This window comes from Psychrobacillus insolitus (assembly GCF_003254155.1).
Classification (GTDB): Bacteria; Bacillota; Bacilli; order Bacillales_A; family Planococcaceae; genus Psychrobacillus; species Psychrobacillus insolitus.
This window is the reverse complement of record NZ_QKZI01000013.1, coordinates 1-19,593: the sequence shown is the minus strand read 5'-3', so window position 1 is coordinate 19,593 and position 19,593 is coordinate 1. Positions and strand designations below refer to the sequence as shown.

Sequence of the window (19,593 nt, the reverse complement as noted above, 5' to 3'; positions counted from 1 at the left end):
CTCAAAAGCGGTCCATTACACTACTTTCGCTTCATTACGCAGCAATTCTACTAACTCTGAAGTTTGCTGATTTAACTCACCTGCAAGTACTTTCCCAGCTACTTTTTTCGGTGGTAAATATTGTTCTAATACTTCTGTTTTTGAAAGAATTTCTCCAACATTTACGTTTAAATCTGCTGCTGTAAGTCGTTCGATCGTTTTTTTCTTTGCCTTCATAATTCCCGGAAGTGTAGGATAGCGAGGTTCATTTAATCCTTGTTGCGCAGTGACTAATACAGGCATTGCGACTTCGATAACTTCTGTATCGCCTTCTACGTCTTTTTCTACTTTTACTTTCCCATCTACAATTTCTAAATTCGTAATCGTTGAAATATGTGGAATCGCTAACTCTTCCGCTAAGCGTGGGCCCACTTGAGCTGCCCCGTCATCAACCGCCATATGCCCACCAAGAATCAGATCATACGTATCTAGCTTTGCTACTGAGGCTAACACTTTCGAAATCGTATACTCATCACCGAAAAGTGACTCATCGTCCACAATGATTGCTTTATCAACGCCAACTGCTAAAGCCGTACGAAGCGCTGCCTCCGCACGTGCAGGACCAACCGTAACAGCCGTTACTTCTCCACCAAATTTTTCTTTAATGGCAATAGCTTCTTCTAGAGCGTACTCATCATAAGGATTAATCACGAATTTGACACCGTTTTCATTTAATTGCCCATTAACGAGTACAATTTCTTCTTCTGTATCAAATGTTTGCTTAAGTAATACCAAAATTTTCATAAGAACCTCCTAAAAGTGGATTATTGTCTACCGAACTTTATAAGTTCGAATATTCTGTTTTTTAAATTTATCATGAATTTTAATATATTACTAATATCTGTATGATACCCTTACTATACGATTTAAATATGGATCAACACGACGGCCTCTATATACCGGCAGTATCTCCTCATTCTTGTAATGATTCTTCATTTCATGCGATTTGCAGGCATAAAATGTGCCGACATCCCCCGAGATGACGACGGCGAATCATATAGACAAAAAATATTTTAAGATAAAAAAACTTCTCCAAATTGGAGAAGTTCATGTGAAATAAACGAATTTTTTTAACCAACTTGTAGATGCCCCGAAATGGAGATGGCGATGAGTCACCAAACGGGATATGTACTAATGTGGTTTGACCGTGACCACTAATGAATGCCATCCCTGCTTCTATTTGTTTGGCGATGTCTAAAGTACGATTGAAATTAGACGACCAAATCGAAGAACCTAAACCAAATTCAGAGTTATTCGGAAACTGAATTACATTTCAACATCAGCTGCTAATTGACCACGTTTATTTTTGATTCCACTGTATATGCTCAGTGCAAATACTGTAATGGCAATAAACATAATAACCGCTGAAATTGGACGTGTGAAGAAGATCATAAATCCTTCTGTAGAAATCGATAATGATTGTAATAACGACGATTCTAATTGTGAGCCTAAAATGAACGTGACAATCATTGCAGACATTGGAATGTCTAATTTTTTCAGCACATAACCAACAAGACCAAAGAATAACATCATCGCAACATCCCACACACTACCATTTAGACTATATGTGCCCACTAAAATAACCATTAAAATAATTGGGAATAATAATTTGTACGGAATCATCGCAATTTTTGCCCACGTACCTACTAATGGTAAGTTTAAAATTAACAGCATCAGATTCCCGATAAACATACTAGCAATTAATCCCCATACAAAGTCAGGGTTTTTCGTAAATAGGGCAGGGCCTGGTGTTAAACCATGCATAATAAATGCCCCTAAAATAACCGCCATTGTCGGCGAACTCGGTAGACCTAAAGATAATAAAGGAATTAACGCTGCACCACTATGCGCATTGTTCGCTGTTTCAGGGCCCGCTACCCCTTCAATCGCTCCTTTACCAAAACGAGATGGATCTTTCGCAACCTTTTTTTCTAATATATAAGAAAAAGTTGATGCGATAATCGAATTTGCTCCTGGAATCACACCAAGAAGCATTCCGATCCCTGTTCCTCGTCCTATAGCTTTCGACGTAGCCCCCCACTCATCTCTTCTAGGTAAAAGACCCTTCACTTTCCCTGCATTCTTTATTTTCGTCGGATTTTCAGCATTTAATAAAATCTCAGAAATACCGAATAAACCCATCGCCATTACAGCAAAATCAATTCCATCCATTAGTTCCATCGAGTTAAATGTAAAACGATATTCCCCTGAAACTAAGTCTTGTCCAATCATCGATAATAATAAGCCGACAAACGCCGCAATTAATCCGCGAACTAACGATTTACCCATCAACGCGACAATCATCAACATCCCGAGCATCATAATCGCAAAGAACTCGGGCGGCCCAAACTTCAACGCAACACCAGAAAGCAGTGGCCCTAAAAATGTAAGCGCTACCACCGCGACGATACCACCGATGAATGAACCGATCGCTGATACCCCAAGCGCTGCCCCAGCACGCCCTTGCTTCGTCATTTCATAGCCGTCAATACATGTAATTACTGACGCTGCTTCACCCGGTACATTTACTAATACCGATGTGATTGTCCCACCGTACATCGAACCGTAGAAAATCCCTGAAAGCATGATAATTGCGGTTACTGGCTCCATCCCGAATGTAATGGGAATGAGTAAGGCTGTTCCCGAAACCGGGCCAAGACCTGGCAGTACGCCAATAATCATCCCTAACATAACCCCAACAAAGCAGAAAAGAATATTTTGCCACGTTAAAGCCGTTTCAAATCCTTGTAACAGTAAAAAGAATGAATCCATCATTGACTTGTCCTCCTAAAATAGAATTCCACCTGAAGGTAAGTGCACCTTTAAAACAGTATTAAACATCACGTAGATAAAAAGTGTAATTCCAACAGATAATGATACTGTGACATACCATTTATATTCTCTGTAAAATAAAATGGCTAAAAAGATAATCGCTGCCAATAAGAATCCCACTAAAAGGAACAAAATAAAATAGCTAATCAAACTCATAATGATAAATAAAATTTGTTTTAACGATTGCCCCGTTGGCCAGTCTTGTGCACTGACATTTTTCCCTTTAATACTTTCGAGAATATACCAAATCGCTAGCACAATGATAATCCCACTTAACCAAACAGGGAAAAAGCCGGGTCCAGGCCCCACCATGCCCGAGTAAGTATATTGTAAAGACATTAATAATGACACAATCCCCAAACACAAAATGATAATCCCTGCCCAAACACTTGGTTTCACACTATTCATATTAGATTTCATCCCCTTTCATCACTAAAACTGGATATAGAAGGGCATTTGTAGAATAGCTCCCAAATGCCCATTTTAAAGACGTTTTTATTCGATTAATCCAAGCTCTTTCAGAATCACTTTTGATTTTGCGTTTTCTTCATCAAGCTCTTTCTGAACAACAGCTGCATCCCCTAGTTGAATTTGAAGATTTACTTTTTCAAATTCTGCAATTACTTCAGGATCTTCCATTGTTTTCTTAACCGCTTCTTGTAACATTTCTACAATCTCTTGTGGCACACCTTTTGGTGCAAGAAGTGATGTATTACTGTCGTACGCGATGTCATACCCTTTGTCGATTAACAGTGGAACCTCTGGGAAGTACGGAACTGGTACGCTCGCTGCATTGAAAATCGCACGAAGCTCGCCCGACTCGATCATTTCTTTCACGTCACTTGGCTGTAACACAGCACCCTGAATATGGCCACCTAAAAGCGCTGTAATAGCTGGTGGTGTTCCTTCAAATGGCACCGGCTTTACTTTGATGCCCGCAAGCTTTTCTAACTCAGCCATTGGTAAATGTGACCCTGAGCCAATTCCACCCGATACAGCAAATGTAAATTCATCTGGATTTGCCTTAACATATTTTAACCATTCATCAAATGTTTTCCATTGTGAATCGCCTCGGACTACTAGAACTTGCTGATTGCCAAATACTTTCGCAATCGGCTGGAAACTATCATGTCCGTATTTCACTTTTCCATAAAGCGGCTGCATCGCTGTCGCACGGTGTGTTGCTAATGAAAGCGTATAGCCATCTGGTTTTGAATTATATAAGTCTGACATAGCAATCGTTCCGCTACCACCTGGTTTATTCACAACAACAACTTGTGCACCTGGTAAATATTTTGATAAATGTTTTTCCAAAATACGCGCACCAATATCTGTTGACCCCCCTGGAGCAAACGGCACGATCAGTTCAATCGGTTGTTTTGGATACTCAATGGCTTTCTCAGCGCCCGCTGCTTTTGAGTCATCAGATGAACAAGCCGCTAATAGAAGAAGTACCATCGCCATCGCTAACATCACTAGTTTTTTCATTTTTCAACATTCCCCCATTTTTTGTTTTCACACGTTTTAACAAGCACTTTCACCCATCTTAATAGTCTTTCTGATTGGAGATTTTCGCTAAGCGTACATCTACTACTGCCGATCGTCCGCTTCTTACTTCCTCCATCGCTTGTTGTAGTACTTTCGGTAGTTCGTCTGGATCTGTAACCGTTGCTGCATAAGCTCCACCTGTTGCTTCCGCCACTTTTGCTAAATCCGATGATTGATCAAAGTTGACCCAATAACGGTCCGTTTGTTCCGCCGTACCTTCTGGATAGCGCTTCAGATAATTCATTTTCGTCGCATTCCATCCCTGATTGTTATAAATAACAGTTAAGAACGGCGCTTCATAACGACGTGACATCCAGTGAACCGAAGCCGGTACACTAAAGAAATATGTCCCATCGCCGGTTAAACTTACGACCGTTTTTGCCGGATTCGCCATTTTCATGCCTATAGCGGCGCCACCATTCCAACCCAATGATGTGCCACCACTACTGAAATAAGTGCCAACTTTGTTACGTGGTAAGTGCTTACATACGGTCATCGTATTGGTAATGGTTTCATCTAAGATGATCGTCTCATCATCTACCACATCTCGTAAACAAGTTGTCAGCCATTCCGGTGTAATCGTCCCCCCTTTTGCTACTTCCGTTTCTGCCCAAGATTTGCGCTGCGCCTCATGTTGTGCCACTAATCGCTGCGCGCGTTGTTGGATTTTCTCTTCATTCAGCTCTTTTTGCGCAAGCACTGAATTTAATTGTCTTAACGTTTCGTACGCATCCGCACGGTAATTTCTAATCGCCGGTATATGCCAAAGCGGAATCTCCTCTTTAATCGGATCTAAATCAATGAAATACACGTTACAGTCGTCCTTTGGATGCACTTGTGTTGTCAGCCACGGTACATCCGTATCAATCGCTACAATGATGTCCGCTTGTTGAATAGATGGATTCGGGTCATACCCCGCATGTAGCGGATGATCTCTTGGGAAATTCACATACGTCGGAATTTGCTCCACAACTGGAATTGCCAACTTTTCACAAAATTTAATCAATTCTTGAACCGCTTCGACCTTTCTGCCCAAATACGTCGTAATCACTAACGGATTTTCCGCTTCGATTAACGCATGAGCTAATTCTTCAAAACCTGTTTGAGGTAACGTAGTCTGTTCAATCAATGACCACTTCTCCCACGCATTTGGTAGACTATCCACGTTTTCCTCCAAAACCTCGCGCGCGCCGGTCAAATAAACTGGACCAGCAGGGTCACTTTTAGCCATTTGCATCGCTCGGTACACGAGTTGTTTCACATTCTTACCTGTGCGAATATCGCCTTCCCATTTCACGTACGAGCGTAAAATACTACGCTGGTCATAAACATTTTGTAAATAGTTCACATACGAATTTCGGCTTCCCGGAAGCTCTCCGTTCATCGTAAACGGCGTTTCCCCCGCAAAAACGAAAACGGGTACACGCGCACGGAAGGCGTTATGAATCGCCCCCCCTAAATTTAGCGTGCCGACATCGGTATGAATCATCACACCTTGTGCTTGTCCCGATAGCATTGCATAGCCTTGCGCTGCCGATAACGCCACACTCTCATGTGGACAAATGATGGCCTTTGGCAACGCCCGTCCGTCTTCCTTAGCCTTTGCCAACGCCTCAATGATTGACGGATGGTCACTTCCTAAGTTACAAAATAAATGCGAAATACCTACTTCCTGAAGTGCTTCCATTAGCGCATCAGCGGCTGTATAATTGTTATGCATGTATTCCTCTCCCTCTATAAATGTGTCCCCGAAAATGTTTCTAACAGGAATGTTCCTTTCTCTTTCTTAAAATTCGATCGATTTTTCAATAATTTCTGCAATATCTAATGTCTGTACTTGTTCTTCGACTTCTTTCGCCTTCGTGCCATCGGAAATCATCGTTAAACAATACGGACAGTTACTTCCAATCACCGTTGGATTCGTCTCCAGCGCCATTTCTGTACGAGCGATGTTCATACGTGTTCCTTCACGCTCTTCCATCCACATTCTTCCGCCACCAGCACCGCAGCAAAGCGAATTTTCACGATTTCGTTCCATCTCCAAAATTTCAATCCCTGGAATCGCACGTAAGATGTCACGTGGTGACTCATAAATATCGTTATAGCGTCCGATGTAGCAAGAATCATGGTACGCGATTTTTTCATCGACTTTCTTCGTCGGCTTTAGCTTGCCTTCTTGCAATAAATCCGCCAACAGTTGCGTATGGTGAAACACTTCTGCTTTTAAACCAAATTCTGGATATTCGTTTTTGAATGTATTAAACGCATGCGGGTCCGTTGTCACGATTTTACGTACATTGTACGATTGGAACGTTTCAATATTTTGCATACATAACTCTTGGAATAAATACTCGTTCCCCATGCGGCGCGCCGTATCTCCAGAGTTCCCTTCTTGATTACCTAAAATCGCAAATTTCACACCGGCTTTGTCTAATAAACGGGTAAACGAACGGGCAATCTTTTGGTTACGAATATCAAACGAGCCCATCGAACCAACCCAGAATAACACGTCGAATTCTTCCACTTCGTCAACTGTTTTAATGATTTCTTCCATACCTTCGCGCCATTTCACGCGCTCATTACGGTTTGTTCCCCAAGGATTCCCTTGTCTTTCGATATTTTGAAAGTAACGTGTCGCTTCAACTGGCATTTCACCTTGTGTCATAACTAAATAACGGCGCAGGTCAATAATTTTGTCGACATGCTCATTCATTACAGGACATTGGTCTTCACAGTTACGGCATGTTGTACACGCCCATATTTCCTCTTCGGTAATGACGTCACCGATTAGATTTGGCATTTCAATTGTCGCCGCAATTTCTGCTTGACCAGGGCCACTCATTGGTAGCGCAAATTGATCGGCTTTTGTATCGCTAAAAACAAACGCTGGTACCCATGGTGTACGTGAGGTAATTAACGACCCTTTTTCTGTTAGATGGTTACGCAGTTTTACAATGAGATTCATTGGTGAAAGCGTCTTTCCTGTACCCGAAGCTGGACACATATTTGTACAGCGGCCACATTCTGCGCAAGCATATAAATCAATTAATTGGTGTTGCGTGAAATCTTCAATTTTCCCAACGCCGAATTCCTCGGCTTCCTCATCTTCAAAATCCACTTTTCGTAAGCGTCCAACTGGGCCCACTTTTTTGAAAAACAAATTAAATAACGCGAATAATTCATGTGATTGTTTGGACTGTGGCATGAACACCATAAAGCCAAGTACTGTGAGTAAGTGCACCCACCAGAATATGTAGAACAATACGGTTACGAACGTTGTGCCAAGCCCCGCAAAGATTGTCGCAACAATGCTTGAGAACGGTGCATACACAAAGTTTAGTTCTCTCTCTAACATAATGGATTCAAAACCAAGCGTTAATAAAATCGATGTCGTCAAGACGCTTAACGCGATAATAACAACCGCTGCTTTCACATCTCTTTGCGATTGTAAGCGTTTTAATTTTTCTACATAACGACGGTAACCGGCGTATAATACGGCGCACAGCATAAGAAATACTGTCCATTCCTGCATGAAGCTGAAATATTTATGGAAAGCGCCAAGTGGATATTCAAAACCAGTCACAAACCCTTTAATAATAATTTCTAAAAGACCCATTTGAAGAATGAAAAACGTGTAAAACAAAATAAAGTGCATGACACCGCTTTTCTTGTCTTTAAATAATTTTTTTTGACCAAAACCATTCACTAACAAACTATTAATGCGTTCTGAAAGATTCGGTGCATCAGTCGATTTTTTCCCCAGCTTTACAAATAAATAGCGACTGTATACGACTTGGAAAAATAAATACAGCGCATAGGCTGTCACAGCTAAAGTAGCTGCTAAATTTACGTATAATAACATCGATAACTTCCTTTCCTAATCTTCAACCCCTTATGTTTACTGACGTTAAAGATGAATAGAATTTAATTTTCCCACCACGTAACCTCCCATCAGAAAACTGCAAATTTCAATTTTTTACAAATTTCAATCTTTTACAAATTGTCATTTTTTCTGTTAATTTACAATATTCTTCCTAAATAACCAATTAGTTAGATTATTCAGAAAATATTTTACGTTTATCTTAACATCCGGTATGATATACTTCAAATATCTCTTTGATATCTTTCTAATACATTAAAAATATGGAAGTAGGTAATGAAAATGGATATTCGGCAACTCCGTTACTTTGTCACAATAGCTGATGAAGGACAAATTACACGTGCTGCTAAAAAATTGAATATGGCACAACCGCCTTTAAGTCATCAACTGAAATTAATTGAAGAACAGTTAGGAACGACTTTATTTTACCGAAATAGTCGCAGCGTGGATTTAACAGAGGCGGGCGCCTTGCTTTATCAACGGGCCGTAAGCATTCTCCATCAACTAGAGGATAGCTTGATTGAAGTAAAAGAAATTGGCGATGGCTTACGCGGGCAGCTGTCACTCGGCACAGCGAAATCATGTGCGATGAACTATTTGCCCGATAAAATTCAACAATTCCGTAGTACTTATCCACTCATTACATTTCGCGTGTTGGACGGGCATCCGCATCAAGTCGTGAAGTTTTTAGAGGAACGACTTGTGGAATTAGCCATCGTCCGTTTTGCCTCAGATCTTTACTTAGATTATGAATCAAAAACATTGCAAGTAGAGCCTTATGTATTGTTCATTCCAAACCAGTGGGAATGGGAGCCATCACGCACGTCCATTTTGATGAAAGAGCTGGAAGACATCCCGCTTGTGACGGTCGTTCGAGAAAACCGGTACGGGATGTATAGTTCTTTCATTGATCTGTGTAATAAACGAGGCATTAAAACGAATATCGTTTGTGAATGTCACGATGCGGCCATTATCTTTTCGTTTGTCGATGCCGGAATGGGCGCTGCGGTGCTCCCAAAATCGGTGCTATTTGCGAACAAATTAGATATTCGCATTATAGAAATCGAGGATTGCCCGTTGTATAATAAAACGACGCTCATTTGGGATAAAAAACGTCCACTATCGAAAGTGGCACAGCTATTTATTGAAATGTTTTAAATGGTTTTTAACGACAGTTTACATCGGTTAAACGTGCGTGTTATACATAGACTGTATACCAATGTTTTACCTTATCGACTTCTAAATAATGCTACGTGATCGTTTGAAGCGACTTATGCCCCGATTGTTTCGCAATTGTAGCTAAGTCCGCTTTTTTCTATGCAGATGCGTAATTTGCGTTTTCCGCAGCGTGTACGGCGCAAAGTCTAACCAGTCATGCATCAATGGGTTGTAGCTGCGCATTCGATACATCAACAGTTTTCATATCGTACCCCCTACCGGTTATGGGAGCTCTGATATAGCAGAAACCTAATAATAAGTTGAAGTGATCTCCTTTTTAAAAATGGATTGAGAAAACTTGTAATAGAAAAAGGCGACAAGGGCTTATCCCTTATCACCTTTTCCTATTTCTCTAGTTCTTGTTCTTTGCCTTTAGTTGCAACAGCCTCTTTTAATTCTTTGGTTTGACTATTATGTGGATTGAGTGAATGTATATCTTTTTCAAGTGCTTCTTTAGATTGTAATAACGGATTTTTCATCAAATGCCACCCAATAGTGACGTTATGTTGGTGTTCTGCTTTTATACTTCTCTCTTTCACATACTTACCAACACGTTCATTCAATAGTTTTTCGTTCATTTGATGTAAGTGTCCTGTTTCTTTTACATTCGTAATAGATAAGAATCGATCGGTATTTAGAGACTGTGCAATTGCTGTCTTCTGAACAAAATTTTGCCCTTCTAACTTCTTCAAAAATGTTCGTTCTGTTGTTTTTCCTCCTTCTAGTGTCACAGCATACTTACCATCTTCTATTTTGGTGACTTTCATAAAATCTTCGACTTTTTTGAATTCTTTTCTAATTTCATTTCTGTTTTCCAGCACGTTGATGACATGATACTTGTTTTCTAAATCACTTAAAGGAATTAATCTATTCGTATTCGTACGTAAAATGAAGTGGTTATCTCGAGTACTTTCTTCGACTTTCACAAAATGGTTACTTCCTTTTCTTTTAACCTTTTTTGAATTTCTTCTTTGTCATCAAGAACTATTTCCTCATCCATATCCGTTATTTCCAGTTCAAATTCATCGAAATCAAGTCCCAAGTGTTCCGCTTGATTCCACTCTTCTTCAATTACTTGAGTAACTGTATGGGAACTAGAAGATGGAATAGATTGTGGTGTTTCTTTTTCTAATGTTGCAACTGTTTGTGAGTCTAAGATTCTATTATTATTTGAAATTTGTTCATGCTTACTAAACTTCGCTACATAATTTCCAAACACTTCAGATTGCCAAACTTTTTCAAGTTTCATTGGAAACATTCCACTGACGAATAGATAGCTAGTATCTTTTGAAATGTTGGATAGGTCCCCTTCCGTTATTAAAGGTCTCTTCACATATTGTTCCGACAGACTAGAACTGGCAGTCGACTTCCCACTCATAAAGCCCCCGCTCTGACTGGTACTACCTGTTTGGACTTTAGCGGTGGTCTCCCCTGCTAACTGGGAGAAATATTTAATCGTCTCCATGTCTTTACTGCGTAAATATAAGAGAGTGTCATGGTTGGATAAAATAGAGCGGGCTAACTCTTTCCCTCCCCTTTACAAATCTACTTCTAAATCTAACTGCTGTCGGATTCGTTTATCTTTTGTTTTCTTGCGTACTCTTGATGATGTTTGTGCTTCTTGTTTAGATGCATGTGAAGTACTTGATTGATGGATAAGTTGATCAAACAACTCAATCGATGCTCGTCCACCAACGAAATGTGAAATATCCTTTTGAGCACTTGATAAACGGTTAAAAAAGCTACTTGTTTCATTCTTCTCATATGCTTGATACTTTGTACTTCGATTGCTTTCCTGTTCTTTAGAAAACAAAATACAGGATTTCAATGAAGGAACAAACCCTTTGCTTACTTCTACTTTATAATGCCGTAAAATATCCAATTTAACTTGGAGTGGTACCTCTTCTATTTTGGTTAATAAGGATTCTTTTTCGTTCGCAAATCGGGTACGTATTAATTGCCCTAATTGATCGTTTATTAGGTCCGCTTTTTGTGTAGATTGGTTTAACAGCTGTACCGTCGTATTGAGTTTGATAGATAACTGATACACTGGATCGGGTTCCCCTCTATTTTTAATAAGCGTATCTTTCTCTATACCCAATTTATTCCTTGTTAAAGATTGAATTCGGATCGATTCACTTATGGAATCACCCTTTTTTAGAAGTTGATCGATTTCCGCAATGGATAGCACCTCTTCTAACTCTTCTGGATATAGTATTTGTTTTCCTTGATTTTTTTGTAACAATTCTAGCATCTCTTGTTTTTTTAGAAGAACCCGGTCATTCCATTTAAATTCCTCTTCTATATCTGGGAAAATTTGATTGAAGGTGCGATGTGTTATCAGAGAGTAAGCGTTGTAAGCTTTTTCCGAGTGCTCTATTAGCATTTCTTGTGTTTTAGTCAATTTTTCTTGGTCATTTTCTCCGTCTTCATATGCTTCTAATCTAGGGATAAATTGTTCGTAAAAACTCTTTATTGTAAACCCTTGAGAAAGAAGAAATTCGTTGTTTTGTCCGTGATATGCTTTGTTGGCTGCATCTAGTAATGAATGCGTAACGGTCATTTTTGCTTCATTTGCTTCTGTTGTTCTTTCTTTCCAACGGTATAGTCCATCCAAGTGATCTCGTACATTACGGAAAGTTAATTCTTGCTTTAAACGACCTTGTAAGAAATGAATACTCTTTTGGTATTTGGGTTCCAGTTGGTTCATCACTAGACTTGTTTCTTCATGGAGAAATTTCTCTACCGAACGTGTAGATTGATGTGCAGCAAGGGATACAATGTTGGAATTTAGTTTGGCGATCTGTTCATTTGTTTTTCTAATTTGTTGATTGAGCTGGTGATAAAAAGTAGTAGCTTCTTTTCCTTGGGTTTCTAGGCGTTTCACAAACTGATATTCGTTTCGTTCCAGCCTGATTTCTGCAATTTTTTCTAGTCCTTGATTTTCAAAAGATAATGCAGATACTCGTTGGTTGATATTATTTTCAAGAAAGGCATCATTCATCATATCTGCATAAACAAGTCGCCATTTTACTAGTGTTTCTCGGTTATTCCAATCGGTTGAAGATACTGTTTGAAATATCTTTTTTCCGTCTTGTGTTCTTTTTATTTCTCCCTGTGCATCTCTTTCGTACTCTCTTCTCTTCTTCTCTCCCCACGATCCATCTTCATGGAACGGACGAACAGTTAGTAAGATATGGGCGTGTGGGTTGTGCTCTTTATCTCGGTGAATAGCTACGTCTGCAACCATTCCTTCATTAACAAAAGTAGATTGCACAAACCTTTGAACCAATTCGTTTTGCTGATCGTGATTTAAATCAAGTGGTAAAGCGATTAAAATTTCACGAGCTAATTGAGCGTTCCAGGCTTTTTCTTTTCGTTCTACTTCATTCCATAGTTTTTCTCGGTCTTGTGACCACTCTGGCGCATGGTCGGGACTTAAGATAAATGTTTCTGGTGCCACTCCACGAGTTCGAAAGTTTTTTACTTCCTCATCTCGTTCTGAATATAGTGCCTCTCCACTTCGGTAGCTGGCACTTGCTACTACGGATTGTGTTTTTTTACTAATAACATCCGCTCTCAGCATGTAATAACTCATCTTAAGTCCCTCCCTTCTATTTACTTTTTTTATTTGTCTTATTTCTTTTTCTTTTTAATATCCGAAGGCGACCATTATTTTTCTGTCCTTGGACAGAACTCATGCCACCACTTTTAGTGGTGTATAAATGGGCACTCGTCTTTCAGTACTCGGACTTATTGTATCACGAATTTATAGAATAATGTGATTATTATTATCCTATAAGTTAAAATATAAACAAATAAGATAAAAAGGAGTGAAAAACATGACAAACAAACTAGAAAAGATTTTAACGATTGAGCAACAAATTGAAAAATTAAAAGAAAGACAAAAAAAGATTGAGGAACAAATGCACATTGGTATTGGTCGTGAAGTACTAAAGCTTTGGAATGTGGAGTCAGAAGAAGAAGCTATCAAGTGGGTACAAAAATTGTCTTCGCAAGTAAATGGTGTGGAAAGTGTAGTTTCTGAGGAAGTGAGTACGAATGAAATATGATCCACTGGAAGAATCAAAAGACTTAAAAGAAAAGATAACTCAGTTGCAGCAAAAGAAGCAACGATTGGAAAATGAAACTAGAAGGAAATTAAGTTGGGAAAATAGAAAAGCTCGTACAAAACGCTTGATTGAAACGGGAGCTCTTGCAGAGAAGTATTTTGGAATGGAGGATTTCACCATCGAACAAAGGGAAAAAGTTTTTCAGACATTTTCAGAGTTTGTGAAGAAAAATAAAGTCCGCTGAATGAATAGGAGGACGAATGTCCATGAACTTTCAAGATATTGACGTAAAGAAAAAGAAATTAGATCAAGCTCGTCCTTTACCTGTGCATTCAGTGAAGTCCTTATTAAATCATGTGTTAATTGACTGGACCATAAAATCAATTCACCGACTTGTTTTAAAAGGTATACAAGATGAAAATGCTGGTGTGTACCGAAAAGAAAATGTCTTAATTGGGGGTGCTTCTCATCGTCCACCGGATCATGTAGTGGTTCCAGAACTAATGGAACGTTTTGTGGAAACGGTTGAAAATGAATGGTCTACTTTGCACCCGGTAGAACGGGCTGCTAAAGTTCATGCAGAGTTTGTAAAGATTCATCCATTTATAGATGGAAACGCCCGCCTTTGGCGTTTCCGTATGGCGAGAGAAATCGAAAAAATATACTAATTAATAGAACGCTGATTTTAGCGTTCTTTCTTTGGATTAGGGGTTTATTCATGTGTTCTACTGATTGTTGCTATGTCTAGGGTAAATTATAAGACTCGTTGCTTAGTACACAATGTTTAATGAGTATGTATATTCATATACATGTATACATATTGCGAAAACATTCAAAAGGCTAGTAAATTCAATAAATATCGAAGTATATCATTGCAATTTTATATTGCTAGTGTTACCTTTTAATTATCAGTTACTTCTATATGTCTACAAGTATACAAAAGTATAAAACATAATTTGCCAATTTAAGGAGGAAGCTTTATGAGACACTCTTCATGTCAAGTTGTTACATTTGGAAATTTTAAAGGTGGTACCGGTAAAACTACTAATAGTACGATGATTGCCTATTGTCTGGCAAACCTCGGATATAAAGTATTATTAAGTGATCAAGACCCTCAAGCCAATGCTACGAGTTTATTTTTAAGAACAAAGGCAACAATAGAGGATGATATTGTAACGTATGAAAAAACGTTAATGTCGGCTATTCAAGATGAGGATTTAACTTCGATTGTAACCAAGATAAAAGAAAATTTATATTTACTTCCTAGTTTTAGTGACTTTGCACAATATCCAAAGCTACTGGAAAAGAAATTCCCTCAAGAAATTGACCGTGTACAGTTCTTTTCAACATTATTGGAACCATTAAAAGATGACTATGATTTCATTTTTATTGATGTTCCTCCTACCATATCCATTATTACCGATTCTGCCTTATATGCTTCAGATTTTGTAGTTGTGGTATTACAAACACAAGAAAGAAGTTTACAAGGTGCTGAAGGATTTACTACTTATCTACAGACATTAATTGATGATTATGATGCAGACTTAGATATTTTAGGTATACTCCCTGTATTATGGAAAAATGGGGCTGCGGTTGATATTCAAACATTAGATACAGCGAAAGAAATCTTTGGAGATTATAATATATTTAAGAATGTTATTAAGCAAATGGAGAGATTAAAACGTTTTGACATGACTGGAATCACGGAAAATGATATGCATGATAAAAATGTCATTCGAAGTTATACCAAGGTGGCTACTGAGTTTATTGAACGCCTGGACATAGCTGTCAATGGAGCCCACACACCGAATGAGAATGGAGAGGTTGTAGATGTCTGATTTACTTAGAAGAAAACAGCCTGGAAAAATACAAAGAAGCCAAACGGTCGTTCCAAAAAATACATTTAATATTAAAGAACTCGAAACTGTTAAAGAGAATGTACCAGAAACTGTAACTACACCGGCCCCTAAGACAGCAACTGTTAGTAATTTGGTTGCTGAAAAATCAACAACTGTTCGAGTAAATATGACGACGAAAAGTAAACTAAACGCTTTGGTTACATTAGGTATTGCACCAAATGTAGATGAGGTTACTGATCTATTGATTAATGACTATCTTACGAATATATTAACTAAAGACGAAAGAAAGCAATTTGAGATTATTTTGGGACTTTATAAGAAAAAAATGAAATAAAACACCAAAGGATGGGATAGCAGAGGCTAACTCATCCTTTTTTGAAAGCTGTATACGAATCTACATGTATACATGTAGATTCGTATACATGTAGATTCGTATACATGTAGATTCGTATACATGTATATCCGTATACATGTATACGAATCTACATGTATACGGATGAGGAAAACTATAAAAACCAAGTATATTTGCCCGAGAACTTTGTTGATAATTAGAACGTGAAAGACAAACAAATGGCTATATATCAGCAATTTTCGCTAAAAAAATGTTATATCAATCTGTATACAAATATACTCGTATACATGTAGATTTGTAGATTAGTATACAAATCTACATGTAGATTTGTATACATGTATATTCGTATACATGTAGATTTGTCTACATGTATACAAATCTACATGTATATTCGTATACATGTAGACGACTTTCGAAAAACGATTAAACCCTTATTGTATAAGGCTTTTTTATCTTCTATACTATTGTTAATAGTTCGAGAGATTCTAATAAATACTCGAAATTCATTAAAAAGTAAGGAGATGCGTAGTGAAAGATTTAAGTTTATTGTTTGATTTAATTTTGCACGAAGGATTAATGAAATATAAAAAAATCGGTTCACGCGCATCCTTACCAAACCGATTAAATGAAGACAAGACAAATGTACGAAGTAAAAAAGGGATTGTCTTTGTGACACGTTCGAAAGAAGATTTACATTCTTCTCCAGGAGTTAAAGGTTATATTATATCGTCAAAGGAATCCGTGATAGAAGACTGCGATACACTTTCTCATTGGACACCTAATGTTTTTAACTATGGCACATATACAAATGCGCATAAAAAATACATAAAAGGGCATGTGGAAACGAATTTACAACAAATTAATACATTTGTTGTTGATATTGATTCAAAAGAACAGGCTTCTACAGAAATTTTGACTGCAGCGCTGGATCAAAGTATCGGAGCTCCTACACTCATCTTGGAAACACCGAAAGGTTTTCAAGTTTATTTTGTATTGGACAAACCCTTATTCATTTCGAACAAAAATGAATTCCGTGGATTAAAAGTGGCCAAACGTATATCTGAGAACATAAAAAAAAGTTTAGCGAAAGTTTTGCATGGCGTAGATGTTTCTTGCAACGACTTTGGCTTTTTTAGAATACCTAAAATAGAAAATATTCGTTGGTTTTCAAAAGAAATGACATTTGATTTTGGAAGTTTAATCGAATGGTCCAGACGACAAGACGATGATCATGGGCGAAGTTTGTTTGTGGTTCATGAACATAAAGCTATTCATGATGTTACGCAAGAAGAATGGTTCCAGCAATTACTGGCTGCAAGACATGTCAAAGGACAAGCTGGACAAATAGGAAGGGATAATCTTTTATTTACGTTAGCACTTGCTTGTTACAGTGCAGGAAAAGATGAAGGAGAAACGTTTAACTTGCTAGATGAAGTTAATTCGTCGCTTTATGCACCACTTAAACATTCTGAGGTTAGGAAAATAATAGTTAGCGCTTATAAAGGACGATTTAAAGGTCCTCATTCCACTTACATTCAACAACTCTTAGAAGAGTGGGGGAGTGGAAAAGAGGTTAGCATCCGTTCGAGTAATGGCTGGTACAAGTTCAAAAAAGCTAGAAAAGATCGTAAACGTAGTCATTATGATGAATGGGAAACAGATATTTTAGCTTTTATCAACGAACAAACAAGTAGTTCGACTCCAGTTTTTTGGTCGACACAAAACCAATTATGCGAACAAATCGGTATTTCACGAAGCACTTTTAATGAAGTAGTAAAGAAATCTACAAAAATAATGATGAAAACACACGGAAAAGGCTGCAGGGCACAAACTGGGTTAACTTCAGTTTCTGTGCTTCTTCAGTGTGCACTTGATTATAATCAAACGAAACGTGCAACGTATTATGCTTCTGTAAAACTGATGGCAGAGGAAAAAGATAATATTATTGCTCTACAATTGTTACAAGAAACAATAGAAAAGGTGAAAAATACTGTTATACCAAGGGTCTATGACCTATTTATATTGAATTCTTCTTAATTGTCCAGTCTGCCATTACATATCTGTATACGTGTTCCTTATTTGTTTTCGTAATAATTATGTTCGCATCCATCAATCGATCATTTTTTGAATTAAAAAAGTATCCATCATTACATTGATGGATACTACTCTTTAAGTATTTGCGAGGATTTATATGTTTCAAATTTATCAAACAACAGATCTAGTTGTTTGGATTTAAAGTCATCTGCAAAAGCCCTAGTAAATACTTCAGCTGGATTGATATCGAGAACGTTACAGTAATGAATTATCCAACCAAGGGAGAGGTTTACTTTTCCATTTTCTGCTTTTGAGATCCTGGTTGCATATTGATCACTCATCTTTTCGATTTGTTGGAGAGTTAATTTCTTTTCCAGACGTATATCTTTTAGGGCTTTTCCGATTTTTTGATAAATATCTAATTCTAGATTGGATGTCATAGTTGGAAAGTCCTTTCTGGAATATATTCTTTTTGAACGTGAATATGGTATAATGCAATTAAATTTTATCGTATAAGTTAAAATATTCGGTTTTACTATAATTTAAAGCGAATTTTGCATCTAAAATGTATAGGCAAAATTCCAATATATGTTAAGAAAAGAATGAATTGAATTTATGTTCAGTATAGCACGGGTTGAGGGGCTTGTGAACATGGATACTTAATAACAGCTTGCTTATCAGGAGAGGTAACATAGCTATCCTTTGTATTTTTAGGATAAATTTAAGGGGGGAGAATCATTTTGACGAATACATTTAATATTGCAGATCAAGTGGCAGAGAGATTTTAGCGTCTTTCGAAAGTCTTTTTTAGCAATGATGTATACAAAAAAATGAGCAATGACGCTAAAATTGCATACGTATTATTACAAGATCGTTTAGAGCTTTCGATTAAAAATGATTGGTTTGATGAAGAAGGCAGCATCTTTTTCTTGTTTGGGAACTAGCAATTGGGTGAGATTTTAAATTGCAGTAAACCAACGGTCATTAAGATTAAAAAAGAACTACAAAAATGTGATTTATTGCTGGAAAAAAGAATGGGCTTATCTAAACATAATCGGTTGTTTTTATTGAAACCTGTAGCGGATATAGAAGATCTTAAATCATTTAAATTAGAACAGAATTCGACCTCAACCTTAGAGCCCCAACAGAAGTTAAAAATTTTAACACTAATGATACTGACTTTAGTGATACTGACTTTAACAATACTGAAGTAGTATCCATCCATCAGGATATTTCCAAACTAGATATTCCTACTTCGCTCAAAGAGGTAATGATGGAAAATCAAGAGCGATTGATGGATGACATGATTAAGGTAAAAGATATCGAGCGTCATTTTAAAGCGCATGCCGGAATATTAACCGATTATCAATATGCTAGTGCACTTCAATATTCATTGGAAAAGACTAAAGGAAAGATTAAAAATATATCAGCCAGGTTAACAAAAGCGGTAGAAGATAAACAGAAATGGATAAGAGAACAACAAGCATCACAGGGGCATATGAAGGAAGAAATGGTCCCTGAATGGTTCGAAGAACATAAAGAATTTCGTGATAACAAGAGCCAAAGAATGGAAGAGCTGAGTGAGGAAATGAAAAGGGAAAGAGAACAATTATTAAAAGAGCTAAGAGGATAAGTCTTCTTAGCTCTTTTTAACTTATACGTCTAACTTATAGTTTGACTATTTGAATACCTTGAATTCGATATTTATGAGTACTTATGGACTAAATAAAAAGGGTATTTAATACCTAGGGAAAAATG

At 37.7% G+C, this 19,593-nt stretch carries 19 protein-coding genes and 1 pseudogene; 9 read left to right on the top strand and 11 right to left on the bottom strand.

Going from position 1 to position 19,593, the window contains the following annotated elements; all coding sequences use genetic code 11:
• Positions 1 to 15: 15 nt before the first annotated feature.
• The 7 genes from C7437_RS15740 to C7437_RS15710 form a co-directional block, all read right to left on the bottom strand.
• Positions 16 to 783, bottom strand: a complete 768-nt coding sequence (locus C7437_RS15740) for an electron transfer flavoprotein subunit beta/FixA family protein (RefSeq protein ID WP_111440960.1) — start codon at positions 781 to 783, stop codon at positions 16 to 18.
• 193 nt (positions 784 to 976) lie between these two features.
• Positions 977 to 1,264 (bottom strand): hypothetical protein, encoded by a 288-nt coding sequence (locus tag C7437_RS17490; RefSeq protein ID WP_425450575.1) that lies wholly within the window; start codon positions 1,262 to 1,264, stop codon positions 977 to 979.
• 41 nt (positions 1,265 to 1,305) lie between these two features.
• On the bottom strand, positions 1,306 to 2,814 hold the full coding sequence (locus tag C7437_RS15730; RefSeq protein WP_245909315.1) for a tripartite tricarboxylate transporter permease: 1,509 nt from the start codon (positions 2,812 to 2,814) through the stop codon (positions 1,306 to 1,308).
• Between the two features lie 12 nt (positions 2,815 to 2,826).
• A complete protein-coding gene (locus C7437_RS15725) occupies positions 2,827 to 3,279 on the bottom strand; it encodes a tripartite tricarboxylate transporter TctB family protein (RefSeq protein ID WP_170122396.1) in 453 nt (150 codons plus the stop codon).
• 87 nt (positions 3,280 to 3,366) lie between these two features.
• On the bottom strand, positions 3,367 to 4,359 hold the full coding sequence (locus C7437_RS15720; RefSeq protein WP_111440957.1) for a Bug family tripartite tricarboxylate transporter substrate binding protein: 993 nt from the start codon (positions 4,357 to 4,359) through the stop codon (positions 3,367 to 3,369).
• Positions 4,360 to 4,417: 58 nt separating this feature from the next.
• Positions 4,418 to 6,139: a thiamine pyrophosphate-requiring protein gene (locus C7437_RS15715; RefSeq protein ID WP_111440956.1), complete on the bottom strand. Its 1,722-nt coding sequence runs from the start codon at positions 6,137 to 6,139 to the stop codon at positions 4,418 to 4,420.
• Between the two features lie 66 nt (positions 6,140 to 6,205).
• Positions 6,206 to 8,281, bottom strand: a complete 2,076-nt coding sequence (locus C7437_RS15710; RefSeq protein ID WP_111440955.1) for a (Fe-S)-binding protein — start codon at positions 8,279 to 8,281, stop codon at positions 6,206 to 6,208.
• A 300-nt stretch (positions 8,282 to 8,581) separates the two neighbouring features.
• On the opposite strand from C7437_RS15710, the gene C7437_RS15705 reads away from it, so the two are divergent.
• Entirely contained in the window at positions 8,582 to 9,457 is an 876-nt protein-coding gene (locus tag C7437_RS15705; RefSeq protein WP_170122395.1) for a LysR family transcriptional regulator, read from the top strand.
• A 404-nt stretch (positions 9,458 to 9,861) separates the two neighbouring features.
• On the opposite strand, the gene C7437_RS15700 is transcribed toward C7437_RS15705, so the two are convergent.
• Genes C7437_RS15700 through mobQ form a run of 3 tightly spaced genes read right to left on the bottom strand, consistent with a single transcriptional unit; the run spans position 9,862 to position 13,115 of the window.
• Complete coding sequence (locus tag C7437_RS15700; RefSeq protein ID WP_111440953.1) at positions 9,862 to 10,443, bottom strand: hypothetical protein; 582 nt, start codon at positions 10,441 to 10,443, stop codon at positions 9,862 to 9,864.
• Complete coding sequence (locus C7437_RS15695) at positions 10,440 to 11,027, bottom strand: type IV secretory system conjugative DNA transfer family protein (RefSeq protein ID WP_111440952.1); 588 nt, start codon at positions 11,025 to 11,027, stop codon at positions 10,440 to 10,442. The genes C7437_RS15700 and C7437_RS15695 overlap by 4 nt, the downstream gene beginning before the upstream one ends.
• A 27-nt stretch (positions 11,028 to 11,054) precedes the next feature.
• Positions 11,055 to 13,115 carry a MobQ family relaxase gene (mobQ, locus tag C7437_RS15690; protein WP_111440951.1) on the bottom strand — a complete coding sequence of 687 codons (2,061 nt, stop codon included), beginning with the start codon at positions 13,113 to 13,115 and terminating at the stop codon, positions 11,055 to 11,057.
• Between the two features lie 244 nt (positions 13,116 to 13,359).
• Between mobQ and C7437_RS15685 the strand changes: the two genes are divergently transcribed.
• From C7437_RS15685 to C7437_RS15660, 6 genes are all read left to right on the top strand, one after another.
• The gene (locus C7437_RS15685; RefSeq protein ID WP_111440950.1) at positions 13,360 to 13,590 is read left to right on the top strand and encodes a hypothetical protein; all 231 of its coding nucleotides are present in this window, start codon (positions 13,360 to 13,362) and stop codon (positions 13,588 to 13,590) included.
• Positions 13,580 to 13,834: a hypothetical protein gene (locus tag C7437_RS15680; RefSeq protein ID WP_111440949.1), complete on the top strand. Its 255-nt coding sequence runs from the start codon at positions 13,580 to 13,582 to the stop codon at positions 13,832 to 13,834. Before C7437_RS15685 ends, C7437_RS15680 begins: the two co-directional genes overlap by 11 nt.
• A gap of 22 nt (positions 13,835 to 13,856) precedes the next feature.
• Positions 13,857 to 14,258: a Fic family protein gene (locus C7437_RS15675; protein ID WP_111440948.1), complete on the top strand. Its 402-nt coding sequence runs from the start codon at positions 13,857 to 13,859 to the stop codon at positions 14,256 to 14,258.
• A 312-nt stretch (positions 14,259 to 14,570) separates the two neighbouring features.
• A complete protein-coding gene (locus tag C7437_RS15670) occupies positions 14,571 to 15,428 on the top strand; it encodes a ParA family protein (protein ID WP_111440947.1) in 858 nt (285 codons plus the stop codon).
• Positions 15,421 to 15,783 carry a DUF5388 domain-containing protein gene (locus C7437_RS15665; protein WP_111440946.1) on the top strand — a complete coding sequence of 121 codons (363 nt, stop codon included), beginning with the start codon at positions 15,421 to 15,423 and terminating at the stop codon, positions 15,781 to 15,783. The genes C7437_RS15670 and C7437_RS15665 overlap by 8 nt, the downstream gene beginning before the upstream one ends.
• A 546-nt stretch (positions 15,784 to 16,329) precedes the next feature.
• Entirely contained in the window at positions 16,330 to 17,838 is a 1,509-nt protein-coding gene (locus C7437_RS15660; RefSeq protein WP_111440945.1) for a primase C-terminal domain-containing protein, read from the top strand.
• Positions 17,839 to 17,963: 125 nt separating this feature from the next.
• Here C7437_RS15660 and C7437_RS15655 read toward each other — a convergent pair whose 3' ends face one another.
• Complete coding sequence (locus C7437_RS15655; RefSeq protein WP_111440944.1) at positions 17,964 to 18,275, bottom strand: helix-turn-helix domain-containing protein; 312 nt, start codon at positions 18,273 to 18,275, stop codon at positions 17,964 to 17,966.
• A gap of 360 nt (positions 18,276 to 18,635) precedes the next feature.
• On the opposite strand from C7437_RS15655, the pseudogene C7437_RS17250 reads away from it, so the two are divergent.
• Positions 18,636 to 18,779 (top strand): annotated as a pseudogene (locus tag C7437_RS17250) (replication initiator protein A); the annotation flags it as partial.
• Between the two features lie 329 nt (positions 18,780 to 19,108).
• The gene (locus C7437_RS15640; RefSeq protein WP_111440942.1) at positions 19,109 to 19,468 is read left to right on the top strand and encodes a hypothetical protein; all 360 of its coding nucleotides are present in this window, start codon (positions 19,109 to 19,111) and stop codon (positions 19,466 to 19,468) included.
• Positions 19,469 to 19,593 lie beyond the last annotated feature (125 nt).

Excerpts from the sequence above, each read along its gene's own strand:
- C7437_RS15670 (WP_111440947.1), top strand. The coding sequence starts at position 14,571 with ATGAGACACTCTTCATGTCAAGTTGTTACATTTGGAAATTTTAAAGGT.
- C7437_RS15685 (WP_111440950.1), top strand. The coding sequence starts at position 13,360 with ATGACAAACAAACTAGAAAAGATTTTAACGATTGAGCAACAAATTGAA.
- C7437_RS15730 (WP_245909315.1), bottom strand. The coding sequence starts at position 2,814 with ATGATGGATTCATTCTTTTTACTGTTACAAGGATTTGAAACGGCTTTA.
- C7437_RS15705 (WP_170122395.1), top strand. The coding sequence starts at position 8,582 with ATGGATATTCGGCAACTCCGTTACTTTGTCACAATAGCTGATGAAGGA.
- C7437_RS15665 (WP_111440946.1), top strand. The coding sequence starts at position 15,421 with ATGTCTGATTTACTTAGAAGAAAACAGCCTGGAAAAATACAAAGAAGC.
- C7437_RS15640 (WP_111440942.1), top strand. The coding sequence starts at position 19,109 with ATGGAAAATCAAGAGCGATTGATGGATGACATGATTAAGGTAAAAGAT.
- C7437_RS15725 (WP_170122396.1), bottom strand. The coding sequence starts at position 3,279 with ATGAATAGTGTGAAACCAAGTGTTTGGGCAGGGATTATCATTTTGTGT.
- C7437_RS15680 (WP_111440949.1), top strand. The coding sequence starts at position 13,580 with ATGAAATATGATCCACTGGAAGAATCAAAAGACTTAAAAGAAAAGATA.
- C7437_RS15710 (WP_111440955.1), bottom strand. The coding sequence starts at position 8,281 with ATGTTATTATACGTAAATTTAGCAGCTACTTTAGCTGTGACAGCCTAT.
- mobQ (WP_111440951.1), bottom strand. The coding sequence starts at position 13,115 with ATGAGTTATTACATGCTGAGAGCGGATGTTATTAGTAAAAAAACACAA.
- C7437_RS15675 (WP_111440948.1), top strand. The coding sequence starts at position 13,857 with ATGAACTTTCAAGATATTGACGTAAAGAAAAAGAAATTAGATCAAGCT.
- C7437_RS15740 (WP_111440960.1), bottom strand. The coding sequence starts at position 783 with ATGAAAATTTTGGTATTACTTAAGCAAACATTTGATACAGAAGAAGAA.
- C7437_RS15720 (WP_111440957.1), bottom strand. The coding sequence starts at position 4,359 with ATGAAAAAACTAGTGATGTTAGCGATGGCGATGGTACTTCTTCTATTA.
- C7437_RS15715 (WP_111440956.1), bottom strand. The coding sequence starts at position 6,139 with ATGCATAACAATTATACAGCCGCTGATGCGCTAATGGAAGCACTTCAG.
- C7437_RS15655 (WP_111440944.1), bottom strand. The coding sequence starts at position 18,275 with ATGACATCCAATCTAGAATTAGATATTTATCAAAAAATCGGAAAAGCC.